Source organism: Streptomyces sp. NPDC004111, assembly GCF_042874215.1.
Lineage (GTDB): Bacteria > Actinomycetota > Actinomycetes > Streptomycetales > Streptomycetaceae > Streptomyces.
Genome location: NZ_JBIAMU010000005.1, coordinates 140271 through 162325 on the forward strand (window position 1 = coordinate 140271; position 22055 = coordinate 162325).

Here is a 22055-nt window from a genome sequence, read left to right on the forward strand (position 1 = left end):
ATGCCAGGCGCCATCTACGCCGAGGGTCTGGTCAAGACCTTCGGCAACGTAAAGGCTCTGGACGGCGTCGATCTCGATGTCCCGGAGGGCACCGTCCTCGGCCTGCTCGGGCCGAACGGGGCGGGCAAGACGACCACCGTCCGTGTGCTCACCACACTGCTCCAGCCCGACAGCGGCAAAGCCGTCGTCGCGGGGATCGACGTGCTGAAGCATCCCAACGAGGTCCGGCGCTCGATCGGCCTCTCCGGCCAGTTCGCCGCCGTCGACGAGTACCTGACCGGCCGCGAGAACCTCCACATGGTCGGCAGGCTCTACCAGATGCCCGCCAGGGCGGCCAAGGAGCGCGCGGCCGAACTCCTGGAGCGCTTCAACCTCGCCGACGCCGCCGACCGCCCCGCCAAGACCTACTCCGGCGGCATGCGCCGCCGCCTCGACCTCGCGGCCGCCCTGGTGGTCTCCCCGCCGGTCATGTTCATGGACGAGCCGACCACCGGCCTCGACCCCCGCAACCGGCAGCAGCTCTGGGAGGTCATCCAGGACCTCGTGGCGGGCGGCACCACCCTCCTGCTCACCACCCAGTACCTGGAGGAGGCCGACCACCTCGCCCACGACATCTGCGTCATCGACCACGGCAAGGTCATCGCACGCGGTACGTCGGACCAGCTCAAGGCCCGCACCGGCGGCGAGCGCATCGAGGTCGTCGTCCACGAGCGCGAGCACATCGCCGTCGCCGACGAGGTGCTGCGCGGCTTCGGCAAGGGCGAGTCCAAGGTCGAGGAGCACACCCGCAAGCTGACCGTCCCGGTCACCGGCGGCGCCAAGCTGCTCGCCGAGGTCATCCGCGAACTCGACGCCCGCGGCGTGGAGATCGACGACATCGGCCTGCGCCGCCCCACTCTCGACGACGTGTTCATCTCCCTGACGGGACACGCCGCCGAGACCGACGAGACGGAGTCCGGGGACGCGCCCGCGGACGCGACACCGCGAGAGGCGGCGAAGAAGTGAGCATCGTTGCTGACCGCATACCGGCCCCGCCGGCCAAGAGCGCCTTCGTGCAGTCGATCACCGACTCGCTGGTGGTCGCCAAGCGCAACCTGATCAGGATGCTGCGCATCCCCGAGATGATCATCTTCGGGCTGATCCAGCCGATCATGTTCGTGGTCCTCTTCACCTACGTGTTCGGCGGCTCGATCAACATCCCCGGAGCCCCGGAAGGCAGCGCCCAGGCCTACAAGGACTTCCTGATGGCGGGCATCTTCGCGCAGACCGTCACCTTCGCCACGGCGGGTGCGGGCGCGGGCATCGCCGACGACATGCACAAGGGCCTCATCGACCGCTTCCGGTCGCTGCCCATGGCCCGCGGCGCGGTCCTCACCGGCCGCACCCTCGCCGACCTCGTGCAGACCGCCCTCACCCTGGTCGTCCTGGCCGTGGTGGCCCTGCTGATCGGCTGGCGCGCCCACGAGGCGTTCCCCAAGGTGCTGGCGGGCTTCGCCCTGCTGCTCCTGCTCGGGTACGCCTTCTCCTGGATCGGCGCCCTGATCGGCCTCTCCGTCCGCACCCCGGAGGCGGCCACCTCCGGCGGCCTGATCTGGCTCTTCCCGCTGACGTTCATCTCGAACGCCTTCGTGCCGGTCAACGGAATGCCCGCCTTCCTGCAGCACGTCGCGGAGTGGAACCCGTTCAGCGCCACCGTCCAGGCGGCCCGCGAGCTCTTCGGCAACACCATCGAGGGGCGGCCCGTGTCGGTCACCGGCGCCTGGCCGATGGAGCACGCGATCTGGGCGTCGCTCATCTGGTCGGTGCTGATCATCGTGGTCTTCCGGACCCTCGCCGTCCGCAAGTACCGCTCGGCGACCGTCTGACCCCACGCGCAGACGGGAGTGCCCCCGGCCGCCACTGGCGGCCGGGGGCACTCCCGTACGGAAAAGGGACCCGCTGCGGGGCTCAGCCCTGGTAGGGCGTGGCCGCCAGGATGCGGACCATGGCCTTCTTGCCGTTCGGCAGCTCGTACTCGGCGTCCTCGCCGACCTTCTTGCCGATCACGCCGGTACCCAGCGGGGACTGCGGCGAGTACGTCTCGATGTCCGCGCTCGGGTACTCGCGGGAGGCGAGCAGGAACGTCATCGTGTCGTCCTCGTCGCCGTCGAAGGCGATCTTCACGACCATGCCGGGAGCCGCTTCACCGCTCGTGGTGGGGGCCTCGCCGACCTTGGCACGCTCCAGGAGCTGCTTCAGCTGGCGGATGCGGAGCTCCTGCTTGCCCTGCTCCTCCTTGGCCGCGTGGTACCCGCCGTTCTCACGGAGGTCGCCCTCCTCACGGGCCGCCGCGATCTTCGCAGTGATCTCACCGCGCGCCGGACCCGACAGGTACTCCAGCTCTTCCACGAGCTTGTTGTACGACTCCTGGGTCAGCCAGGTGACGTCGTCGCTGGTCTGGGTCACAGGTGCTCCTCGAAGTTACGGGATAACAAAGCATCGCCCTACCCCAGAAGGATGTGCCTCCACGGGCGGGCGAAACCACGAGCCTAACAATTAGGTGCCCCGAGGGGGAGAAGTAAAACGGTCAGAGCTGCATCAATGCAGGTCAGCGCGGGAAACGGAGACCGGGACCGAGGGCGTCCCGGCCCCTTCGCGGACCGCTACCGGCGATCGGCGGCGCAGTTCAGCAGTTCCGCGCTGGTCGCCTCCGCCGTCGTACGGATCGCGTAGATCTCGTCGATCCGGCTCGTCCCCTTCTGGGTGATCCGCACGTCCTTGCGCCCGACCTCGGCACCGCTCTCGGCGATCGCGCGCACCGTGCACGTACCGGTGGCGTCCGAGCCCTTGCGGATCTCCAGGTGGACCCGCACCTCGGTGTTCGAGGAGTTCAGGTCGAACTTGATCAACTCGGCGCTGATCTGCTGCTTCGTGATGTAGCCGTAGCCGATCCAGGCGACCAGCGCGAGCAGCAGCACCCCGAGCACCGCGCCCAGGATCTTCAGCTTCCGGTCCGCCCGCGCGTCCGCCGAGCGGCCGTAGCGACCCTCGGGAACACCGCCGCCACCGGCGGTGCCGCCCGTCGCTTCGTCACGTACCGCGTTCATTCGGTGATCCTCCGGACGACCACAGGGCCAGCACGGGGCCCAGGAATAATTTCCGCCCCCGGTTCGGTCACTATAGAAGCCGCATTATCGCGCCGGATCACCGAGGGCGCCCGGATCACCGAGGATCGAGATCTTGTCTGAGCAGCTGCGCTTGATGGCCGTGCACGCCCACCCCGACGACGAGTCGAGCAAGGGTGCGGCCACCATGGCGAAGTACGTGTCCGAGGGGGTGGACGTCCATGTCGTGACCTGCACGGGCGGGGAACGCGGCTCCATCCTCAATCCGAAGCTCCAGGGCGACAAGTACATCGAGGAGCACATCCACGAGGTACGCGCGAAGGAGATGGCCGAGGCCCGGGAGATCCTCGGCGTCAAGCAGGAGTGGCTCGGCTTCGTCGACTCCGGGCTGCCCGAGGGCGACCCGCTGCCGCCGCTGCCCGAGGGCTGCTTCGCGCTGGAGGACGTCACCGAGGCGGCCGGCCGCCTGGTGCGGTCCATCCGCGCCTTCCGCCCCCAGGTCGTCACCACGTACGACGAGAACGGCGGCTACCCGCACCCCGACCACATCATGACCCACAAGATCTCGGTCGTGGCCTTCGACGGCGCGGGCGACCCGGAGGCCTTCCCGGAGGAGGAGTTCGGCCCGGTCTGGCAGCCGCTGAAGCTCTACTACAACCAGGGCTTCAACAAGCCGCGCACGGTCGCCCTGCACGAGGCGCTCCTCGCGCGCGGCATGGAGTCGCCGTACGGGGACTGGCTGAAGCGGTGGGACGAGTTCGGCATGGAGGAGCGCACGCTGACCACGTACGTGCCCTGCGGCGAATTCTTCGAGATCCGAGACAAGGCGCTGATCGCGCACGCCACGCAGATCGACCCCGACGGCGGCTGGTTCAAGATCCCGCTGGAGATCCAGAAGGAGGTCTGGCCGACCGAGGAGTACGAGCTCGCGAAGGCTCTCGTACCGACCTCCCTCCCCGAGAGCGACCTCTTCGCGGGCATCCGCGACAATGCCTAGTGTGAACGTTTCCCTGGCAATGACTCAGTTCGTCCCGCTTGCGGCCGACGACACCTTCGACAAGAACAAGGTGACCCCGGGCATCCTCGGGTTCCTCGTGTTCGCGGCGTTGGCGGTCGGGGTGTGGGCGCTGATGAAGTCGATGAACCGGCACATGGGCAGGGTCTCCTTCGAGGAGGCACCGGACCCGGACGCGCCGGCGGACGGGGCCGAGGGCGGGAAGCCCAAGGCCGCGGCCGGGGCCAAGGCCTCCGCGAAGCCCGGCTCCGGGACCGGCCCGGAGCCGGGCTCGGGGGCCAAGGGCAAGGGTTCCGGCCGGAGCGAGTAGCCGGCCGGCCACAGCGGCGGGTGCGCGGCCTCCGGCCCCTGACGGCCGGAGCCGGCGCCCGCGGACCCGCGCCCGCCCCGGCGCCTGCCCGGCCCGCCTCCCGCGCCCGCCCGGCTCGCCTCCCGCGCCTGCCCGGCCCGCTGAACCGTGCCCGTCGGCCCGTGCCCGTCGGCCCGTGCCCGCGCGGCCCGCGCCCCGTTCAGGGCAGCTTCACCGCCCCGACCGGGACGCCCATCACCTCCCGCGAGTGCCGGTTAGGCACCATGCCCAGGCGCCAGGCCTGCCAGCCCGCCGTCGGGTCGGGGCCGCGGGCCAGCACCGTGCGGTAGGACTCCGCGCAGTCCGTCAGACGTTCGTCGCGGGTCGGGTGCGGTTCAGCGAGCAGGGCGGCGAGCTCGTCCAGGGCGCGGTCGGTACCCGCCTCCGGACCCGCCGGGTCCGCGTACGGCAGCAGCGTGCAGCGCAGGAAGCGGGCCCAGTCGCCGCCCCGGCGGTCGTCGTACGACGCGAACAGGGCCAGGGCCTCGTCGCACAGGGAGAGGGCCTGGCCGGGGCGGCTGTTGCCCGCGTCGATCACCACCAGCTCCAGCACCGTCCACGCCTCGCCGTGCGCGACCCCGATCCGGCCGAAGTCCTGGCGGGCGTCGGTCAGCAGCTGCCGGGCGAACCCCGAATTGCGCAGGTTGCCGGTCTGCACGGCGCGCTGGTCGCGGGTGACCCGCCCCGAGTGGTGCCGGGCGCAGGCCAGCCCGTACACGTCCCGCATCCGCGAGAACATCGTGCGGGCGCGTTCCAGCTCCCGGACCGCCCGGTCGTGCTCGCCGCGCTCCTCCAGCGCCTGGCCCAGGTAGTACCGGGTCCACGCCTCGCCCCGCGCGTCCTCGTTGTCGCGGTGCCGGGACAGGGCCTGGCGCAGCCCGTCCACCGCCGGATCCGGGTCGCCGTCCACCAGCCGGGCCCTGGCCAGCTGGGTGAGCGCCCAGGCCTCGCCGCGCTCGTCGCGGGTACGGCCGTACAGGTCGAGGCCCGCGTGTAGCTCGGTCTCCGCGTGCGCCACCTCCCCCATCCGCAGGTACACCTGGCCCAGCTGGAAGTGCGCCCACGCCTGCCCGTGCAGCGACTCGCTCTCGCGGTGCAGGCACTGCGCCTCGGTGAGCAGCTCCAGCGCCGCCGCGAGATTGGCCCGGTCCCGTTCCACGGCGGCCAGCGCGTGCAGGTTCCAGGCGCGGTCGCCCGCCAGCGCCGGCGCGGTCTGGAGGTCCAGTGCCTCGCGCAGCTTGGCCGCCGCCTCCGGCAGGTTGCCCTGGTGGTGCAGGGTGATGCCGAGCGAGCCCAGCGCCCGCGCCGCGCCCGCCTCGTGCTGCGCCTCGAAGTACAGGTCCACCACCGACGCCAGCGTGGTCCGCGCCTTGTCCAGCTCACCGAGCTGGCGGGCCGCGATGCCGGTGCGCCACTGCACCGAGCGGACCAGGAGGCCCTGGTCGACGGCCTGGGTCAGCTCGCTGATCTCGCCCAGCCGGTACAGGTCGCCGCGCAGCAGGCAGTAGTCGCACAGCGCGCCCAGGAGGTTGAGCACGAGCTGCTGGTCGACGCCCTCCGCGTGCCGCAGCGCCGCCGTGATGAACGACGACTCGTCGTCCAGCCAGCGCAGCGCCGCGTCCAGCGAGGTGAAGCCGTGCGGGCCGAAGTGGTCGGCGCGGGTGGAGTTCTTCCCGTCGACGAGCCGGATCACGGAGTCGGCCAGCTCGCCGTAGTTCTGGATGAGCCGCTCCTGCGCCGCGGTCCGCTCGGCCGGCTCCTCCTCGTCGACCAGGCGTGAGTACGCGAAGGAGCGCACCAGGTCGTGCAGCCGGTAGCGGCTGCCCCGCACGTGGTCGATGAGGCCGGCCCCGGCCAGGTCCGACAGCAGCCGCCTGGCCTCCTGCTCGTCGGTGGCCAGCAGCGCTGCCGCCGCCGCCCCGCCGAGGCTGGCCCGGCCGGCCAGCGACAGCCGTCGCAGCAGCCGCCGGGCCTGCTCGCCCTGGTCGGCGTACCGCAGGAACAGCGCCCGCTCCACGGGGCCGAGCGCGCCGGGCGGCCCGTACGCCGCGAGGTCGGCGGCCAGGGTGCGGGCGCTGCGCTCCTCGCCGAGCGAGGACGCCGCGATCCGCAGCGCGAGCGGCAGCCCGCCGCACAACTCCCTCACGCGGTCGGCCGATTCGCCGTCGTACGGTCCGTACCGCCCGTCCGGCTCGATGGCCTCCACCCGCATCAGTTCCTCGGCGCCCGCCTCGTCCAGCGGCTCCACCGCCAGCTGGTGCACCCACGCCGGGGTGTCGTCGGGCAGGGCGAGCGGGGCGCGCGCGGTCACCAGGACCAGGCTGTCCGAGCGCTCGGGGACCAGGGTGCGCACCTGCTCGGGGTCGCTCGCGTCCTCCAGTACGACGGTGACCGGCAGGCCGGTCAGATGCTGGTGGTACAGCTCGGTCAGCCGCTTCAACTGCTGTTCCCTGGTGGACCTTTCGGACCTTCCGTCGCGGAACAGGAGCTGCTCGCGCGGGGCGCCGAGCCGGTTGAGGAGGTGCAGCAGCGCGTCCCGGGTCGGCCGCGGCGTCTCGGTGCGGCCCGGCGCCCCGCTGCGCAGGTCGACCACGCAGGCGCCCCGGAACTGGTCCCGCAGTTCGTGCGCGGCCCGCACCGCGAGGGTGGAGCGCCCCGAACCCGGTTCCCCGTACAGCACCACCACCGTCGGCCGGGTCTCCGTGCTCGCCCGCGCCGCGTGCACCCAGCGGGCGATCTGCGCCATCTCGGCCCGGCGCCCCGCGAACGGCCCGTCCGCCTGCGGCAGATGCCCGAACGACTGCTCCAGTACGGACCTGCGCCGGGCGGCGGCGCTGCGGTTGGCGCCCTTGGTGACGCCGAGCTGCCCCGGCACCGTCTTCTTCGACGCGGCGGGCACCCGTGACGCGGCGGCCATCATCCGCTGCTGGTCGAGGTACGGGCGCACCCCGCGCACCTCCAGCGCCGTCAGCCACTGGAGCTTCAGCTGCTCGGGCCCGCCGGGCTGCCCGAACGCCCCGGCCCGCCGGTGTGCGGCGGGCCAGTGCGAGGCGGTCACCTTCGCGACGGTGGCCCCGGCCCCGGCGACGGCCACCACGGCTCCGGCGGCGAGTGCGGTCCCGGTGGCGGTCCCCAGCGCCAGGTCGGCGACCGCGGCGGCGACCGCGGCGACTCCCGTGACCAGCACGGGGGTTCCGACGCTGGCCCGGCTGAACCGGTCCGACAGCGGCGGCTGCCCGGCGCCCGCCGCGTCCAGTGCCCGTACGTAGGCGGCGTACTCCTCGGCCGCGGGCGCGGCCAGTTCGTCCAGCATCCCCCGTGTCCTGAGCAGCAGTGCCCGGCCGTCGGTCCGGCCGCCGGAGCGCCGCACCTCCTCCTCGACGGCCCGTACCAACAACCGCTCAGCCTCCAGCCGATGGCTTTCCCGCATGTTGCGTCCCCCTCAGAAGCGCCTGCCCGGATGTGTCAAGTGTCCTGCCGTACAGGCGTCTGCGCGAGTGAGCGTGAGGAGGCGGTGCGGTGTACGGCGTGCGGCGGCGGTCGCGAGATTTCCTCGGAAAACACTTCCCTGCATACCCCCAGGGGGTATATGTTTCTGATCGTCGCCCGGCACCGGGGGACACCGCAGACACCGCACACCCAGGAGCTGTCATGAACAACCACGCCCACACCGGCCACACCGCCCACGGCCACTCGGACCACTCCGGCCACGCCGCCCACGGTGGCGGCCGGCCCGGCGGGCTGTCGGTCTCCGAGGACGGCTACACCCTCGAACTCGACTCGACGGCCCTCACCGCGGGAGTCCGGCGGATCGACTTCCGGGTGACCGGCCCCGACGGCCGGGCGGTCACCGAGTTCGTGACCGAGCACGAGAAGGAGCTGCACTTCATAGCTGTCCGGCGCGACACCTCCGGGTTCCAGCACGTGCACCCGGTGCGCGACGAGAAGGGCACCTGGAGCGTCGAACTCGCCCTGGAACCGGGGGACTGGAGGTTCTTCGCCGACATCCACCCGGCCGGCCACGACGGAACCCTCACGCTGGGCATCGACGCCGCGGTCGCCGGGGCGTACGACCCCCGGCCGCTCCCCGAGCCCACCGGCAGCGCCCGGACCGGCGAGTACACCGTCGCGCTGGACGGCGCGCTGCTGCCCGGCGAGGCGAGCGAGCTGACGCTGACGGTGCGCAGGAACGGCAGCCCCGTCACCGACCTCCAGCCCTACCTGGCCGCGTACGGACACCTGGTGGCGCTGCGGGTCGGTGACCTCGGCTACCTCCACGTCCACCCGGAGGGCGAGCCCGGCGACGGCGTCACCGCACCGGGCCCCGAGATCGCCTTCATGGCGGTCGCGCCGACGGCCGGCACCTACCGCCTGTTCCTGGACTTCCAGCACGAAGGCGTCGTCCGGACGGCCGAGTTCACGGTACGGACCACCACGGCCGGCCCCGGCCCGGACGCGGCGACCCGGACGGCGCCCGCGCACACCGGCCACGACCACGGCGCCCACCACCACGGCGCCCACGCGCACCACTGACCGCAGGGGCGCCCCGCACCGGAGCCCCGGGCGCGCCGGTACTCCGTACGGGACGCGATCCGCCCGTACCGGCTCCACCGACCCGCATCAGGAAGGAGCGTCATGCCACGCCTGGCCGGACTCACCCCCGAGACGGCGGTCGGCGCCTCGCGCGACCTGCTCGCCGACCTGGTCGCCCGGCACGGCGAGATCGGCGCCATGGTCTCCACGATGGCGCACTCGCCGGCCGTACTGGGCGGCTACCTCCAGCTCAGCCGCGCCATGGGGCGCGCCAAGCTCGACCGCAGGACCAGCGAACGCATCTCGATCGCCGTCCAGGCACTCCAGGGCTGCGGCCTGTGCCTCGAAGCGCACGTCACCGCCGCCCGCGCCCTGGGCGTGGACGAGGAGGAGATCGAGCGGGCCCACCGGGGCACCTCCGCCGACCCCGCCGTCGCGGCGCTGATCACCCTGGGCCTCCAGGTGTACCGCGAGCCCACGTCGATCACCGACGGACAGCTGGCCGCACTGCGCGAGCACGGCCACAGCGACCGCGCCATCGCCGATGTCGTCGGCGTCGTCGCCCTCAACGTCCTCACCGGCGCGTTCAACCTGCTGGCCGGCCTCACCCCGGAGAGGGACCCCGATGCCTGAAGAAACCCCCGACTGCGCCGACTGTCCCGCCTGTCCCGCCCGTACCTCCCGCCCCCCTCCCACCGCCGCCCGCATCCGCGGGGCGCGGCCCCCGCCCGGGGCCCCGCGCCCCGCGGACGCGGAAACCGAAGGAACCCGCCATGCGACTGTTCGCCAACCGCGACTACCGCCTCCTGTTCGGCGCCCAGGTCATCGCCCTGTTCGGCACCGGACTGACCACAGTTGCCCTCGGCCTGCTCGCCTACGACCTCGCGGGCCCGAACGCCGGGACGGTCCTCGGCACCGCCCTGGCCGTCAAGATGGTCATGTACGTGGTCATCGCGCCGCTGGCCGCCGCGTACGTCGACCGGCTCCCCCGAAGAACGCTCCTCGTCACCCTCGACGTGATCCGCGGCGCGGTCGTCCTCGCACTGCCGCTGGTCAGCGAGGTGTGGCACATCTACGTACTGATCGGCCTGCTCCAGGCGGGCTCCGCGGCGTTCACCCCGACGTTCCAGGCGGTCATCCCCGACATCGTCACCGACGAGTCCCACTACACACGGGCCCTGTCCGCCTCCCAGGTCGCCTCCACCATGGAGAGCCTGCTCAGCCCGGTACTGGCCGCGGTCGCCCTGACCTTCCTCAGCTTCGACCGCCTCTTCCTCGGCACCTCCGCCGGCTTCCTCCTCTCCGCCCTGCTCGTCCTGTCGGCACGCGTGCCAAACGCCCGGCCGAGCGCCCACACCAAGGCGTGGGACAAGGCGGCGTCGGGGATCAGGACCTTCCTGCGCACACCACGGCTGCGCGGCGTCATGGCGCTCAACCTGGTGGTCGCCGCGGCCGGTTCGATCGTCGTCGTCAACACCGTCAACCTCGTCCGCGACGAACTCGGCGGCTCGCAGTCCGACGTCGCCCGGATGCTCGCCGCCTCCGGCGCCGGCACCCTGGTGGCCGCGCTCGTCCTGCCCCGGCTGCTCGACCGCGTCCCCGCCCGTACGGTGATGACGACCGGCGCCGGAGTCCTGGTCGCCGCCACGGCCGCCGCGGTGACACTGAGCGCGGCCGGCCTGGCCACCTGGACCGGTACGGCGGTCATCTGGGCGGTGATCGGCATCGGCATGGCGCTGATCATCACGCCGACCGGCAAGGTCCTGCGGGCCTCCGTGGGCCGCGACGAGATCCCCGGGGCGTTCGCGGCCCAGTTCTCCCTGTCGCACCTGGCCTGGCTGCTCACCTACCCGGTCGCCGGCCGGCTCGGCACCCAGGCCGGCCTCACCGCCGCCTGGACGGTCCTGGCGGCCCTCGCAGCGACGGGAGCGGCAGCCGCCCTGCTGCTGTGGCCGCGCCACGAGGAAGCCGCCACGAAGACCCGGAGCACCGTCGTCGCGAGCAGTTCCGCGACCGGCCCCGCGAGCGCCCCGCCCTCCGGCCCCGGGCCCACGACCCCCGCCCGCCCCGTCGGCGACGCACCCGCCACGGACAGGTCGGGCCTCACCAGGGCGGCGTGAGGCACCCCCGTACGACACGCCCCTCCCGCCACCGGCCGCACCGCGCACCGCCGGTCCGGGCCCGTGCGGCCCCGGTGGCGGGACCGCACCTTGTGAGAGGCTGGCCCCATGAACCGGCTGGCTGGTGTGACCTCGCCTTATCTGCTTCAGCACGCTGAGAACCCGGTCGACTGGTGGCCCTGGTCGGACGAGGCGTTCGAGGAGGCGCGGCGGCGGAACGTGCCGGTGCTCCTCAGCGTCGGGTATTCGAGCTGTCACTGGTGCTAATGGTTGGCGTTGGGGAAGTCGGAAGCTGCTTCCCACTCGGGGAATCGGCGGCCTGGGGGAGGTCTCCTGGGAGCCGTTCATGGAGTGGATCCGGGAGATCTTGTTCGTCACGACAAAAACACGGTCGGGATTAGGAAGAAGCTACCAGAGGCCGGTGGTGAGAGGCGTCATGTCGAACTGCCCGGCATTGCGCCGGACCGGACGGTGACCGGACCTCTCATCAGCGTCTCTGACGAATACCCCCGGACCCGGTGACACCACCCCCTCCAGGTCATGCTCTCGACAAGGGGAGACAGCCATGCCGGGCCCGGAGGCCAGCGGCTCCAGAGCGGAATCGCGAAAAACATAACGGGGGAAGGAAGCCGCCCACGAGCTGGACGTTGTTCCCTGCCAGCCGAGTGAGGGCGGGGATGGGGCCAACGACGATTCCCCGCTATCGGACAGCGCCGCACGCCCTTTCCGTCCACGCAGCCGAGGCCGACGCGGCGGGCTGGCGGCGGGACAGCAAAAGGCCGACACGTCACGGCTCGCGGCCTGCCCGCCCAGTGGTCAAGCAGTCACGGGCCGCCGCCCAGATCGCGGGCGACGGACACGCCCGGTGGGACGGCGGCGTGCTCGCCTCCATCGAACTGGTGGACTGACCCGCCGCCCCAGACGCTCCGGGTGGCCGCCGGTAATCGAACCTGACGCCCGACGCTCCGACCGCGGCGTTGGCGCGATGGGCGAGGATGCGCCAACGCATCGCACGCGACCACCGCGCACTCAAGCTCAGCCTCGGAGCAGAGTATGTCGAAGACCGCCCCCGGAACCGGCTGAATAATCATGAACATGAGCGCCAACACCACCAGCAGGCGGAACCGTGATGGCGGGGCTTCGTGGGCGTCGTCTGCTGGCACTCGGTCCAGCATGCAGGCGAACAAAGGCCGTGACACCAAGCCCGAGTTGGCGTTGCGCAGCGCCGTTCACGCGCTCGGGTTGCGCTTCCGGGTTTCGACCCGCCCGTTGCCGAAGGTCAGGCGCACGGCAGACCTCGTGTTCACTCGCGTCCGCCTGGCGGTCTTCCTGGACGGCTGCTTCTGGCACGGATGCCCACAACACCACCAGCTTTCGGCGACCAACACCCAGTACTGGACGGAGAAGCTCGAGACGAACCGCCGCCGGGACCGACAGACCGATCAGTGGCTACACGATGCGGGATGGGAATTGCTGCGCGTGTGGGAGCACGAAGATCCGGTGGCGGCGGCATTGCGTGTGCAGGAGGCTTACGAGCAGCGGAGCAAAGCGATCGAATCGGGCGCCGTCGAGCGCGCAAGCGTCCATCGTCGCGCCTGATCGCCCCAAACCTGACCGGATGCCTCATCCGCCGAACGAATCTGCGAGACTTGCCGCGTGATTCGGGAACCGGCGGAGACCAAGATCGATACGGAAGGTCGCGTCGCCCTGCCCCTCGGACTGCTCGCAGAGGCGGGCCTGTTTCCCGGGAGCGACGTGATCGCAGTGAGTCATGGGGACGGGCGCATCGTACTGCGGCGGGCAGCGGACGCTGTGTGCGACCTGATCGAGAAGGGGACACCGGTGTGACGGTCATCGATGCCGCCTCTGAGGATCCGAGGCTTCTTGTCCTGTCCTAGCCCGGGCTTCGCGATTCCTGCTGAAGGTGCTCATTCGCGACGGAGGGTCTGTCCGGCAGTTCGTCGGTGTCGCCCACGAGCCAGTGAAGAAAAGCGATGATGTGGGCGTTGATATCCGAGTCAACCTCCGCCACCGCGATCTTCGCGCGCCTGTGCAGTTCCGGGCTTGGTCGGCAGACGACCGCCGGGTTCTTGTGTCGACTTGGCATGACACTAGCGTGCTCACGGTGGCTAGCCACCGTGAGCAGGCGTTACCCTGTCAGATCGAAGATGGCTGACCTTGGAGGCAATGCAAGGCGATCGCCTTCGCGTCATTCCTGCGGCCGCCTCCGGTGGGCCGCCCACCGCCTGGAGACTACGTGCACGACGGCCACATTGTGGATCTCTTCGCCGGCCCCGGCGGGCTGGACGTGGCCGCCGGCTGGCTGGGAATCGCCGCAGTCGGTGTCGAGCTCGATGAAGAGGCCTGCGCTACTCGAGTCGCCGCCGGATTGGCTACGAGGCCCGGAGACGTGAAGGGCTTCCGTCCATCCGACTTCCCGGCGGCCACGGTCCTGACCGGTGGACCACCGTGCCAGACGTACACGGTCGCCGGCGGCACCGCTGGAGGGGCTGGACGCAGGGCACTGGCGCAGGTCCTCGCACTCGCCGAGCTCCTCGCGAGAGGCAGGGAGTCGAAGGTCGACAAGGAGCTCGCCAAGCTCGCCGAGGCCCCTGGGGACCTAGGGCGGAGCGGCTTGGTGTTGGAGCCTCTGCGGTGGGCGCTGACCGCGATGAAACAAGGGAATCCGTACGAAGCCATCGTGCTGGAGCAGGTCACCACCGTGCGCCCCGTCTGGGAAGCCTTCGCCAAGATCCTCGAACGCTCGGGGTATACGACCGCCACCGGTGTGCTGCACGCAGAAGAGTACGGGGTGCCGCAGACCCGGAAGCGCGCGGTGTTGATCGCCCGGCTCAGGGGCACCGGCCCCGCGATGCTGCCCGAGCCGACACATCGCTCGTTCCGGAGAAAGCCGCGGCCGGCGGAGCCGCCGAAGCTTCCATGCGTGACGATGGGCGACCTGCTCGATCTACAGCAGCCGTATGAAGTGATCTCCAACTACGGCACCGGTGGAGACCCGCGGGCACGTGGTAGGCGACGTCATGATGAGCCCGCCTTCACCGTAACCAGCAAGATCCGCAGGAACAAGGTGGTGCCTCCCGGCAGTGAGGGCCCCGACGTCCGCTTCAGCTTTGCGCAGGCAGGCCAACTGCAGTCTTTCCCGCGAGGCTTCCCCTGGCAGGGCGCCGACCCGTCGCAGCAGATCGGCAACGCGGTCCCGCCTCTGCTCGGCGTCCATCTCCTCGCGGCCGCCCTGTATCTGGGTGACGAGGCGCGCGACGCCGCCGTGAAGAAGGCCATCGAGTGCCAGGCGGCTGCTCCGCAGGCGGCGTCGTCACCGGGTGAGGAGCAGAGCCGACCGCTGGCGAGTCAAGGCATGATCCCGTTCCAAGAGGCGATCACGGTGGGGACGGGGCGTAAGCGGCGTTCGGCGGCTTCGGTGGGCGTTCCGAAGCGGTGACGGTGGGCGCCGCAGGACGCTGAGCAGGTGCCCGCTGCCTTCGTGCGGATGTGGATCCAGGCGATGCAACCGCCATTGTCAGTGGTGATCGGTAGCGTGAGGCTCGTAAGGACTTCACGTCGGTCTGCGGAAGATGTCGGCAGGCCGCGATCACTTGCGAGGGACGATGGGCAATCCGCAGATGGACGCGGCGTGGAAGACCTTCCAAGGCATGCTCGACAGGGCACTTCCGCATGAGGCCGTGCAGGAACTGCGCAGCCTCATGGTGTCTGAGGAGGTGATCGAGGAACTGCTGCGGCGTCATGATTCGGCCACGACGGAGATCGTCAGTCTCCGTGAGCCTCTGGCGTTGGGGAGGGAGAACGACCTTCCGTGGTACGGGGGCCCGCGGAGAGAGGACGCGAACTGGCCAGCCTACGAGAAGCGCCTGCGGCGACAGCTCGACGAGGACGAGGTCAGGAAGATCGACGAGGCCTCCAGTCGGATCGTCGGGATGCTCGATCATCCCAAGAAGCCAGGGTTCCGGTCTCGGGGTCTGGTCATCGGGCACGTGCAGTCCGGCAAGACGAGCAATTTCACGGCCGTGGTGAACAAGGCCGCGGATCGTGGCTACCGCATGTTCATCGTCCTCTCGGGCATCCACAACTCGCTGCGACGACAGACTCAGACGCGTCTCATCCGAGACCTCGTGGATCTGAATCCGAGCCTGTGGCACCAGATCACCAAACCGGAGCACGATTTCGTGCCGCCGCCGAATGCCCAATCGTTCCTCGCTTCCAAGGGGCAGCACCTGCTCTTGGTCGTCAAGAAGAACTCCCAGGTGCTCAAGAAGTTGCGAGATTGGCTCGAGGAAGCACGAGAGCAGCTCGACAACTGTCCGACGCTGATCATCGATGACGAAGCCGATCAAGCGACGCTGGCGACGCGGAAGATCAACCCTCTGATCCGGGATGTCATGGGCCGGATTCCGAAGGTCTGCTACATCGGCTACACCGCGACACCGTTCGCCAATCTTCTCGTCGACCCGGTGGACGAGGAGGACTTCTATCCTCGCGACTTCATTCTCAGTCTGCCTCGCGGGGAGCGGTACCAGGGGCCGGAAACCCTTTTCGGCCGAAGCCCATTGGACCACGAGGACCCGTCCGAGGCGCCGGGCGGGCGCGACATGATCCGCAGTATCCCCGTCGACGAACTCGACAGTCTACGTCCGAGCAAGAGGGCCGATGTGGCCGATTTCGTCCCCGCGGAGACCCCTTCACTGCGCCACGCCGTCCTGTGGTTTTGGCTGGCCACGGCCGCGCGACATGCCCGGGGGCAGGACGACCAGCACTCTTCGATGCTGATCCACGCCCACTCCGCCACCCCGGTCCACGACGCCTACGAGCCGGTGCTCCGAGAACTGCGTGATGAGGTCGTCACCGGACTCGAGGATCGGAATGGCGTGATTGACGAGCTAAGGGTGCTGTGGCGCGACGAGTCCGCGCGGGTCGACCCTGAGGACGGGGGTGCACGTCTCGAGTTCGAAGACCTGCTCCCCATGCTGGGACCCGTTGTCTCCACGACGCGAATCGTCATGGACCACTACCGCAGCACCAATCGCCTCGACTATGACTCGGGTCCGGTCAATGTGATCGCGGTCGGCGGCAACACCCTCTCGCGTGGACTGACGCTGGAGGGTTTGGTGGTCAGCTTCTTCGTCCGCTCGTCCAATGTGTACGACACCTTGCTTCAGATGGGACGCTGGTTCGGATACCGTCCCGGTTACGAAGATCTTCCCCGTATCTTCATGCCCGACGAGACCCGCCGCTGGTTCGCCCATCTGGCCACGGTCGAGGCAGAGATGCGCGTCGAGATCGACCGGTACCTGACAGAACACCTTACCCCCCTGGAGTTGGCGCCCAGAATCCGGTGTCACCCAAAGATGAAGGTGACCGCACCGTCGAAGTCCAAAGGCGCTGTCCGGGCCGCCGCTTCGTACGGAGGTCAGCTTGTCGAGACGCGGTATTTCCCCTGCGGAAAGAATGAAGTGGACGAGCAATGGCACGCAGACAACGCGACCGCGGTCTGGAAGCTGTTGGAAGCCGCTCACAGCACGGGTGAATCCGGAGACGTGCACGGTGCTCGCGCTCTGTGGCGCAGCGTTCCGATGGAACACGTGTTGAGTTTCATCGACGAATACGAGTTCCACCCCAAGGCGCTGGACGCCGCGCGCGACTTGATGCGGGATTACATCGTCAAGAGGTACAAGAACTCGGGTGCGATGGCCTCGTGGAACATCGGTGTCATCGGAAAGGCGCCGGACGGCGTTCGGGGGCTGATCGACCTGCCGAACGGCACCGCCGTGGCCCCGGTGGTGCGTAGCCGTCTCATCGGCCCCGACGAGTCCGTCGCCGACATCAAGACCCTCTCCGGTTCTCGAGACGAAGCCCTGGACCTCACCATCCCGACCGGCGAGAAGCAGATCAACCGCAAGGTGCTCCAGCGTCTGCGGGTACGACAGCAACCCGAGCGCGGCCTTGTGCTGTTGTATCCCATCGATGCCAAGGCTCCTGTGTCGATCGTCCGCCGAAACGGGGTGGAGCAGCCCGTGGAGGGTCGTGCTCCGCTGGACGCCCCCGGGGAGATTGTGTGGGGGGTGTCGCTCATCTTCCCCGAGCCGACGAGCGGTGAAGACCTCGCTGTCGAATACGACTATGTGCAGGCCGACCTGTCGCGAGTGTTCCCGGCTTCCGGCGAAGACGGCGAAGACGAGATCGAGGATGTCTCCGTGCTCGACCAGGATCTCGACGGCGGAAACGAGGGCGATGCATGACCGAGCATCCTTGGTCGTCTGCCTCCCTGCGACTTCGAGAGCTTCTCGAAGGACTTTGGCGGGAGCTCGACCGGCAGGCGGGCGTGACAGCCGATGGTGCGATGTCCACGGTCGGGCTCCAGGTGAGCACGCCGGCCGGGGTACTGAGGCTCGCGCGGGACCCGGACGGACTGCGGCACCTGCTCGTGCCCTTGGGTGCCGGTGACCGCGTGGACGACGACAACCGCAGCGCTGGCGTGCATCTCACCACGCGCACCTTCACCAGCGATGATGCGCTTCCCATTCGGTACGCCGACATCGCCTGTCGCCGGCAGGATGTGACGGCGCCCTTCACAGGGCTCGTCGCCGACCTGGTCGGCTTGATCGCCGCCAAGCCGGATCAGGCCCCCTCGTTGATCGTCCGGACACTGCAGGCATGGCGCCTCATGCTAGGCGGAACCGCCCAGCGGTGGACCGTCCCCCGCCTTGCCGGACTGTTCGCCGAACTCATCGTGCTCGAGGCGCTTTTGGTCGTCGACCGCCGTGCCGCGCGCACGTGGCTCGGCCCTCTCGGTTGCCCTCAAGACTTCCGCAGCGACCACCATGCCCTCGAGGTCAAGGGGACCGTGGCCTCAGAGGGGCGTGTCGTCCACATCCATGGTGCAGACCAACTGGAAGCCCCCCAGCAGGGCACGCTCGCCCTCGCTTGGCTCCGCATCGCGGAATCCACGGCACCCGCGGCCAGGTCGGTCCCCGATCTCATCTCCCGTTGCCGGGAGGGGACCGACGACCTTATCGCGTTGGACACCCGGCTTGCGGCGCTGGGGCTTCCCCAGGGCGATGACGGGCCCATGGCCACAACTCGTTTCCTCGTGCCCGAACAACGCTGGTATGAGGTGGCAGAGGACTTTCCTCGAATCGTTCCCAGGAGTTTCGGCGCCGGGGCCGTTCCGACGGGAGTGCACGACCTGGAATACCGTATAGACCTCGACGCTGTCCCGCACATCATCGAGCGAGACGCCGTCCTCGAACGTCTGGGCACCGATCTGTGAGCGATCCGACCTGGTACGCCCAGCCCTTTCGCGCCGACGGCGGGATCACCGCCAACGGGCTGCTGAATCAGCTTGGGAATCCAAGCCTGTCCTGGCTGACACTGCTCGTGCGGGAAGCAGCTCAGAACTCCTGGGACGCCCGTCTCCCCAGTAGTGCCGAGGTGAGATTTCGGCTCGACTTGAGCACCGTGGGCGCAGGCCACTCTGCGGCCTGGCGGCGGTTGTTCGCCCCCCAAGCCTCGGGTGCGGACCATCAAGGCGGCGTGTTCCGAACACTCGCACAGGCACGCTCCATCCGTTACCTCGCCGTCTCCGACCGCGGCACCTCCGGTCTGGCAGGCCCGACCCGCTCCGATGTGGGCAGGACCGAGCGCAGGGAGTGGGCCCGGTTCGTGCTGAACAGCGGCGATCGCGACGGGTCGTCCAGCGCATCCAGCGGGGGCACGTACGGATACGGCAAGAGCGCGCTCTATCAACTCTCGAAGGTGGGTTGCGTCCTCGTCTACACACGCTTCACCGATGACGACGGGCACCTTCGCTCACGCTTCATGGGCGTCGCCATCCAGGAGTCGTTCTGGGTCGGCGATGCGCACTACACAGGACGGCATTGGTGGGGGCTGCCGGAGGATGACCACTGCGAGCCCCTGTGTGACGCGCAAGCGGACGCCACCGCTCGGGAACTGGGGATACCGGGCTTCTCCGCGGAGGAGACCGGCACCACCCTCGTCGTCGTCGAGCCCGACCTGACGGATCCGACGCTGCCGGACTCGGACACGACTCCCGAACTTTCGGTCGCTGGGGCCGGCGCCTATTTGGCCGACGCCGCGGCGTGGAACCTGTGGCCCATCATGCTTCCGGAGCGCCCAACCCGCATGACGGTGTCGGTCACTGCGAACGGCGTTGAGATGGTCGTGCCGGATGCCGAATCCGACGCCGTGCTCGCCTACTTCGCGTCTGCCCATCGGACGATCGGCGAAGGCGGCGGGGAGTGGCTGACCTGCCAGCGTCCCAAGAAGGATCTCGGGCGGTTCGCCCACGCATTCACCTTCGGTGCGACCGTCTCCTCGCCGGCCGCCCGCGAGCTCGGGCTGGAGGGAGCCCCCCACCACGTTTGTCTGATGCGTGGCCCCGAGCTCGTGGTGCGCTACCACTCCGGCCCGGAGCGATCCAATCGGTCCGCGGGATACGTGGGCGTGTTCAGAGGCGCCGACGAGCTCGATCCCCTCTTCGCCCGCTCTGAGCCTCCGACCCACGATGCGTGGGAGCCACAGCAGCTCCAGGGCCGCCAAGCCACATTCGTCCGCACCACGGTTCGACGGGTCAAGGAACGCTGTGATGTCCTGAGCGGTATGCAGGCGCGGCCTTCTGTTGATGTCGGCACCTACGCGATGGGATCGGTCGCGCATCGATTGGGACACCTGCTTGCCGGTCCTGGGGGGACGGGTGCAGCTGTGATCGTCTCCGACTCTCGTCCCGGGGGTTCGAGCTCGCAGCCGACGAACAGCGTGGGGGCGGCCGATTCGCCACTCGGCGGCTTGGATCTGAACGGTGACAACGGTGGAGCCCAGGGCACCCACAGCCCGTATCCCTCACGCGGATCGAAGCACCGAAGGCCGACCCTCCTCGGTGAGCCGAGATTCGAGGTCATCGATGAGCGTCCGGTCGTCGTTCAACGCGTACGAGTACATGGGCCCGACCGGGTGGAGGGCATGGTCCGTGTCCTCACCGGGGACGGCGGCGCGGAGAACGCCTCGCCACTGGGAGCTGAACATCCCGAGGTCTACGGATGGCGCGTGCCTCACAAGGATGGTCACATCCCAGGCGAGGTGCTTTTCCACGCGGGTGAGGCATGTGAAGTCGAGCTCATCGTCACCGCCGTGGCGGACGTGCTCATGGACATCAAGGTGGTGGGGCGCACATGAGCGTGCAGGTCTGGCCGTACCGCAGACCGATCGACAGGGTGCGAGCAGAGGCGTGGCGATCCGGCGACGCCTCCGGATCCCCCATGCCGGCTGCATTGACCTCGTGGGACTATGCCACCGACGTCGAGATGGCACGAGTGGTGGACATCGACCTCTTGGGCTTCCGGAAGGACTGCGGACTCACGTCGGACGCGCCCCTGCGTCTGTGTGTCCGCTACTGGCCGTCGACGTCCCTGATCAGGCGCACGGCATTCAGTGAGATGCTCCCCGGCCACGTCGATCGTGCGGCCCTCGAAGTGCAGATCGTCACCGACAGTTCGGTGCTGGGGGGCCACCTCACCGTGGAGACCCTCATCGAGCTGGCTGTGGATCGACCTCCGGGCGAGCCATTCGTCGCCACGAGGGCGGGATCGATTCTCTGGATGGACCAGACACGGGTCCACTTGGAAGGCGGCGCCGGTCTACTACCCATCGCACCTGTGTCGTTTGTCAAGGCAGGACTGCCGGAAGGGGCAACCTGGTACGTCAACTTGGACGGCACCGACTGGCACCAGGCCGCCATGGGCAGCCTGCTGGTCCTCCTCAACGAAGACCATCCGGCGATCAAGCAGGCGTTGGAGTCCACGAAAGACGACGCCTCAGGGATGCTGTGGAGCCTGCTCGAGGTCGACATCGTCACTGACCTCATCGGGCGGGCCGTGGACGACGAGGCGTTCTTCGAGGAGACGCCGCCAGAAGACCTCGACGCAGATCTGACGATGGCGGGTCTGGTCCGCGCCTTGATCCGGACCTACATGGTCAGACCCGCCGAGTCGGTCGATCAGGCCGCCAAGCGCTTGCGCGACGAAAGACGTAGAGATCCCTCCCGTTTTCGGACCCAAGTCCAAGCCGGACTGCGTTTTCTCAAGGAAGTGCCGCGATGAGCGTGCTGTACCCGCGTCTGCTCCCCGGTGAGACGGATCGACGCTTCCGGATGCTCGCCGGAGCGTCCGTCGGCGATCACGAGTCGATGGTGGCGGATCACTCACCTCGCGCCGTCTACGCGGCCACGGGGGGACGCCGAGTCACCCGCGTGGAGCTCGGCCGGCTTCGGGGAGCTCTCGTCCATGCAGCGCGAGAGCAGGGTTTCCCCAGCTCTCCATCGAGCGTGCAACGTGCTCTGTTCGACCGCACGGCATCCCAGATCCTCCACGAGGAGTCATTGATGGCCCCGGGGGAAGCCGCCCAGCGGCAGGTCTGGGCCTTCATCGCGCTGGTGCTTCTGCCGGACGTCTGTGCCTGGCGATGGCCGGCGGGCACAGACGGTCGTTTCGTCGCGGACCGTTTCAAGGGGACAGACCTGACCCGGCATGCCCTCGCACGCCTGTGGACTCGCGCGCACATACTCCATGATCCTGAGGCGGACGATCCTTATCACCTGCTGAATGTTCTCGGTGAGGCAGATCTCGATCAGGTCATGGCCCGCAGAGCAGCCCTGGCTTGTACACCGACTCTCGTTCGCGCGATCGTGCGAGAACATCGAGATGATCGCGCCGAAGACGGTATCCCCTCCCGGACGATTCTCCGGGACAGCCTCATGCGGCTACTCCGACTCACGGCGTTCATGGATCTCGACTCTGCCACGGACGCCGAGCTCGGACTTCTGGTACGTCGCGCCCGTTCAGAAGCCCGGACTGCGCTGGATGGCTGATCACACGCTCCCAGCGCAG

General features: G+C 69.3%; 18 protein-coding genes and 1 pseudogene. 15 read left to right on the plus strand and 4 right to left on the minus strand.

The genetic code is table 11. The features are described 5' to 3' along the window. Both ACFYVL_RS12670 and ACFYVL_RS12675 read left to right on the plus strand, forming a co-directional pair. Positions 1-1005, plus strand: coding sequence for an ATP-binding cassette domain-containing protein (locus ACFYVL_RS12670; RefSeq protein ID WP_389243676.1), 1005 nt, complete (start codon positions 1-3; stop codon positions 1003-1005). Next, positions 1002-1865 (plus strand): ABC transporter permease, encoded by an 864-nt coding sequence (locus tag ACFYVL_RS12675; RefSeq protein ID WP_389243678.1) that lies wholly within the window; start codon positions 1002-1004, stop codon positions 1863-1865. Before ACFYVL_RS12670 ends, ACFYVL_RS12675 begins: the two co-directional genes overlap by 4 nt. 82 nt (positions 1866-1947) lie before the next feature. Here the strand turns inward: ACFYVL_RS12675 and greA are convergent, their stop codons facing one another. Together greA and ACFYVL_RS12685 are read right to left on the minus strand one after the other, a co-directional pair. Beyond that, positions 1948-2445, minus strand: a complete 498-nt coding sequence (gene greA, locus ACFYVL_RS12680) for a transcription elongation factor GreA (RefSeq protein WP_389243680.1) — start codon at positions 2443-2445, stop codon at positions 1948-1950. A 197-nt stretch (positions 2446-2642) separates the two neighbouring features. Beyond that, entirely contained in the window at positions 2643-3086 is a 444-nt protein-coding gene (locus ACFYVL_RS12685) for a DUF4307 domain-containing protein (RefSeq protein ID WP_389243682.1), read from the minus strand. A gap of 133 nt (positions 3087-3219) precedes the next feature. On the opposite strand from ACFYVL_RS12685, the gene mca reads away from it, so the two are divergent. Both mca and ACFYVL_RS12695 read left to right on the plus strand, forming a co-directional pair. Continuing rightward, positions 3220-4101: a mycothiol conjugate amidase Mca gene (gene mca, locus ACFYVL_RS12690; RefSeq protein ID WP_389243684.1), complete on the plus strand. Its 882-nt coding sequence runs from the start codon at positions 3220-3222 to the stop codon at positions 4099-4101. Next, positions 4094-4429 carry a hypothetical protein gene (locus tag ACFYVL_RS12695; protein ID WP_389243686.1) on the plus strand — a complete coding sequence of 112 codons (336 nt, stop codon included), beginning with the start codon at positions 4094-4096 and terminating at the stop codon, positions 4427-4429. Before mca ends, ACFYVL_RS12695 begins: the two co-directional genes overlap by 8 nt. A 199-nt stretch (positions 4430-4628) precedes the next feature. Here the strand turns inward: ACFYVL_RS12695 and ACFYVL_RS12700 are convergent, their stop codons facing one another. After that, on the minus strand, positions 4629-7898 hold the full coding sequence (locus ACFYVL_RS12700; protein WP_389243688.1) for a tetratricopeptide repeat protein: 3270 nt from the start codon (positions 7896-7898) through the stop codon (positions 4629-4631). A gap of 221 nt (positions 7899-8119) precedes the next feature. Between ACFYVL_RS12700 and ACFYVL_RS12705 the strand changes: the two genes are divergently transcribed. The 5 genes and pseudogenes from ACFYVL_RS12705 to ACFYVL_RS12725 all read left to right on the plus strand — a co-directional run bounded on the left by ACFYVL_RS12705 (position 8120) and on the right by ACFYVL_RS12725 (position 12720). After that, positions 8120-9001 (plus strand): hypothetical protein, encoded by an 882-nt coding sequence (locus ACFYVL_RS12705; protein ID WP_389243690.1) that lies wholly within the window; start codon positions 8120-8122, stop codon positions 8999-9001. A gap of 102 nt (positions 9002-9103) precedes the next feature. Further along, positions 9104-9634 (plus strand): carboxymuconolactone decarboxylase family protein, encoded by a 531-nt coding sequence (locus ACFYVL_RS12710; protein WP_389243692.1) that lies wholly within the window; start codon positions 9104-9106, stop codon positions 9632-9634. Between the two features lie 140 nt (positions 9635-9774). Then, positions 9775-11121 carry an MFS transporter gene (locus ACFYVL_RS12715; RefSeq protein ID WP_389243694.1) on the plus strand — a complete coding sequence of 449 codons (1347 nt, stop codon included), beginning with the start codon at positions 9775-9777 and terminating at the stop codon, positions 11119-11121. 108 nt (positions 11122-11229) lie between these two features. Beyond that, positions 11230-11385: pseudogene (locus ACFYVL_RS12720) on the plus strand (DUF255 domain-containing protein); the annotation flags it as partial. Between the two features lie 831 nt (positions 11386-12216). Next, a complete protein-coding gene (locus ACFYVL_RS12725) occupies positions 12217-12720 on the plus strand; it encodes a very short patch repair endonuclease (RefSeq protein WP_389243697.1) in 504 nt (167 codons plus the stop codon). 295 nt (positions 12721-13015) lie between these two features. On the opposite strand, the gene ACFYVL_RS12730 is transcribed toward ACFYVL_RS12725, so the two are convergent. Beyond that, positions 13016-13228 carry a hypothetical protein gene (locus tag ACFYVL_RS12730; RefSeq protein ID WP_389243699.1) on the minus strand — a complete coding sequence of 71 codons (213 nt, stop codon included), beginning with the start codon at positions 13226-13228 and terminating at the stop codon, positions 13016-13018. 150 nt (positions 13229-13378) lie between these two features. Between ACFYVL_RS12730 and ACFYVL_RS12735 the strand changes: the two genes are divergently transcribed. From ACFYVL_RS12735 to ACFYVL_RS12760, 6 genes are all read left to right on the plus strand, one after another. After that, positions 13379-14581, plus strand: coding sequence for a DNA cytosine methyltransferase (locus ACFYVL_RS12735; RefSeq protein WP_389243701.1), 1203 nt, complete (start codon positions 13379-13381; stop codon positions 14579-14581). A 166-nt stretch (positions 14582-14747) separates the two neighbouring features. Further along, positions 14748-17393, plus strand: a complete 2646-nt coding sequence (locus tag ACFYVL_RS12740) for a Z1 domain-containing protein (protein WP_389243703.1) — start codon at positions 14748-14750, stop codon at positions 17391-17393. After that, positions 17390-18424, plus strand: coding sequence for a PD-(D/E)XK motif protein (locus ACFYVL_RS12745; protein ID WP_381071992.1), 1035 nt, complete (start codon positions 17390-17392; stop codon positions 18422-18424). The genes ACFYVL_RS12740 and ACFYVL_RS12745 overlap by 4 nt, the downstream gene beginning before the upstream one ends. After that, complete coding sequence (locus tag ACFYVL_RS12750) at positions 18421-20346, plus strand: hypothetical protein (RefSeq protein ID WP_389243705.1); 1926 nt, start codon at positions 18421-18423, stop codon at positions 20344-20346. Before ACFYVL_RS12745 ends, ACFYVL_RS12750 begins: the two co-directional genes overlap by 4 nt. After that, positions 20343-21269 carry a hypothetical protein gene (locus ACFYVL_RS12755; RefSeq protein ID WP_389243707.1) on the plus strand — a complete coding sequence of 309 codons (927 nt, stop codon included), beginning with the start codon at positions 20343-20345 and terminating at the stop codon, positions 21267-21269. The genes ACFYVL_RS12750 and ACFYVL_RS12755 overlap by 4 nt, the downstream gene beginning before the upstream one ends. Beyond that, complete coding sequence (locus ACFYVL_RS12760) at positions 21266-22036, plus strand: DUF6339 family protein (protein WP_381071997.1); 771 nt, start codon at positions 21266-21268, stop codon at positions 22034-22036. Before ACFYVL_RS12755 ends, ACFYVL_RS12760 begins: the two co-directional genes overlap by 4 nt. Positions 22037-22055: the final 19 nt, after the last annotated feature.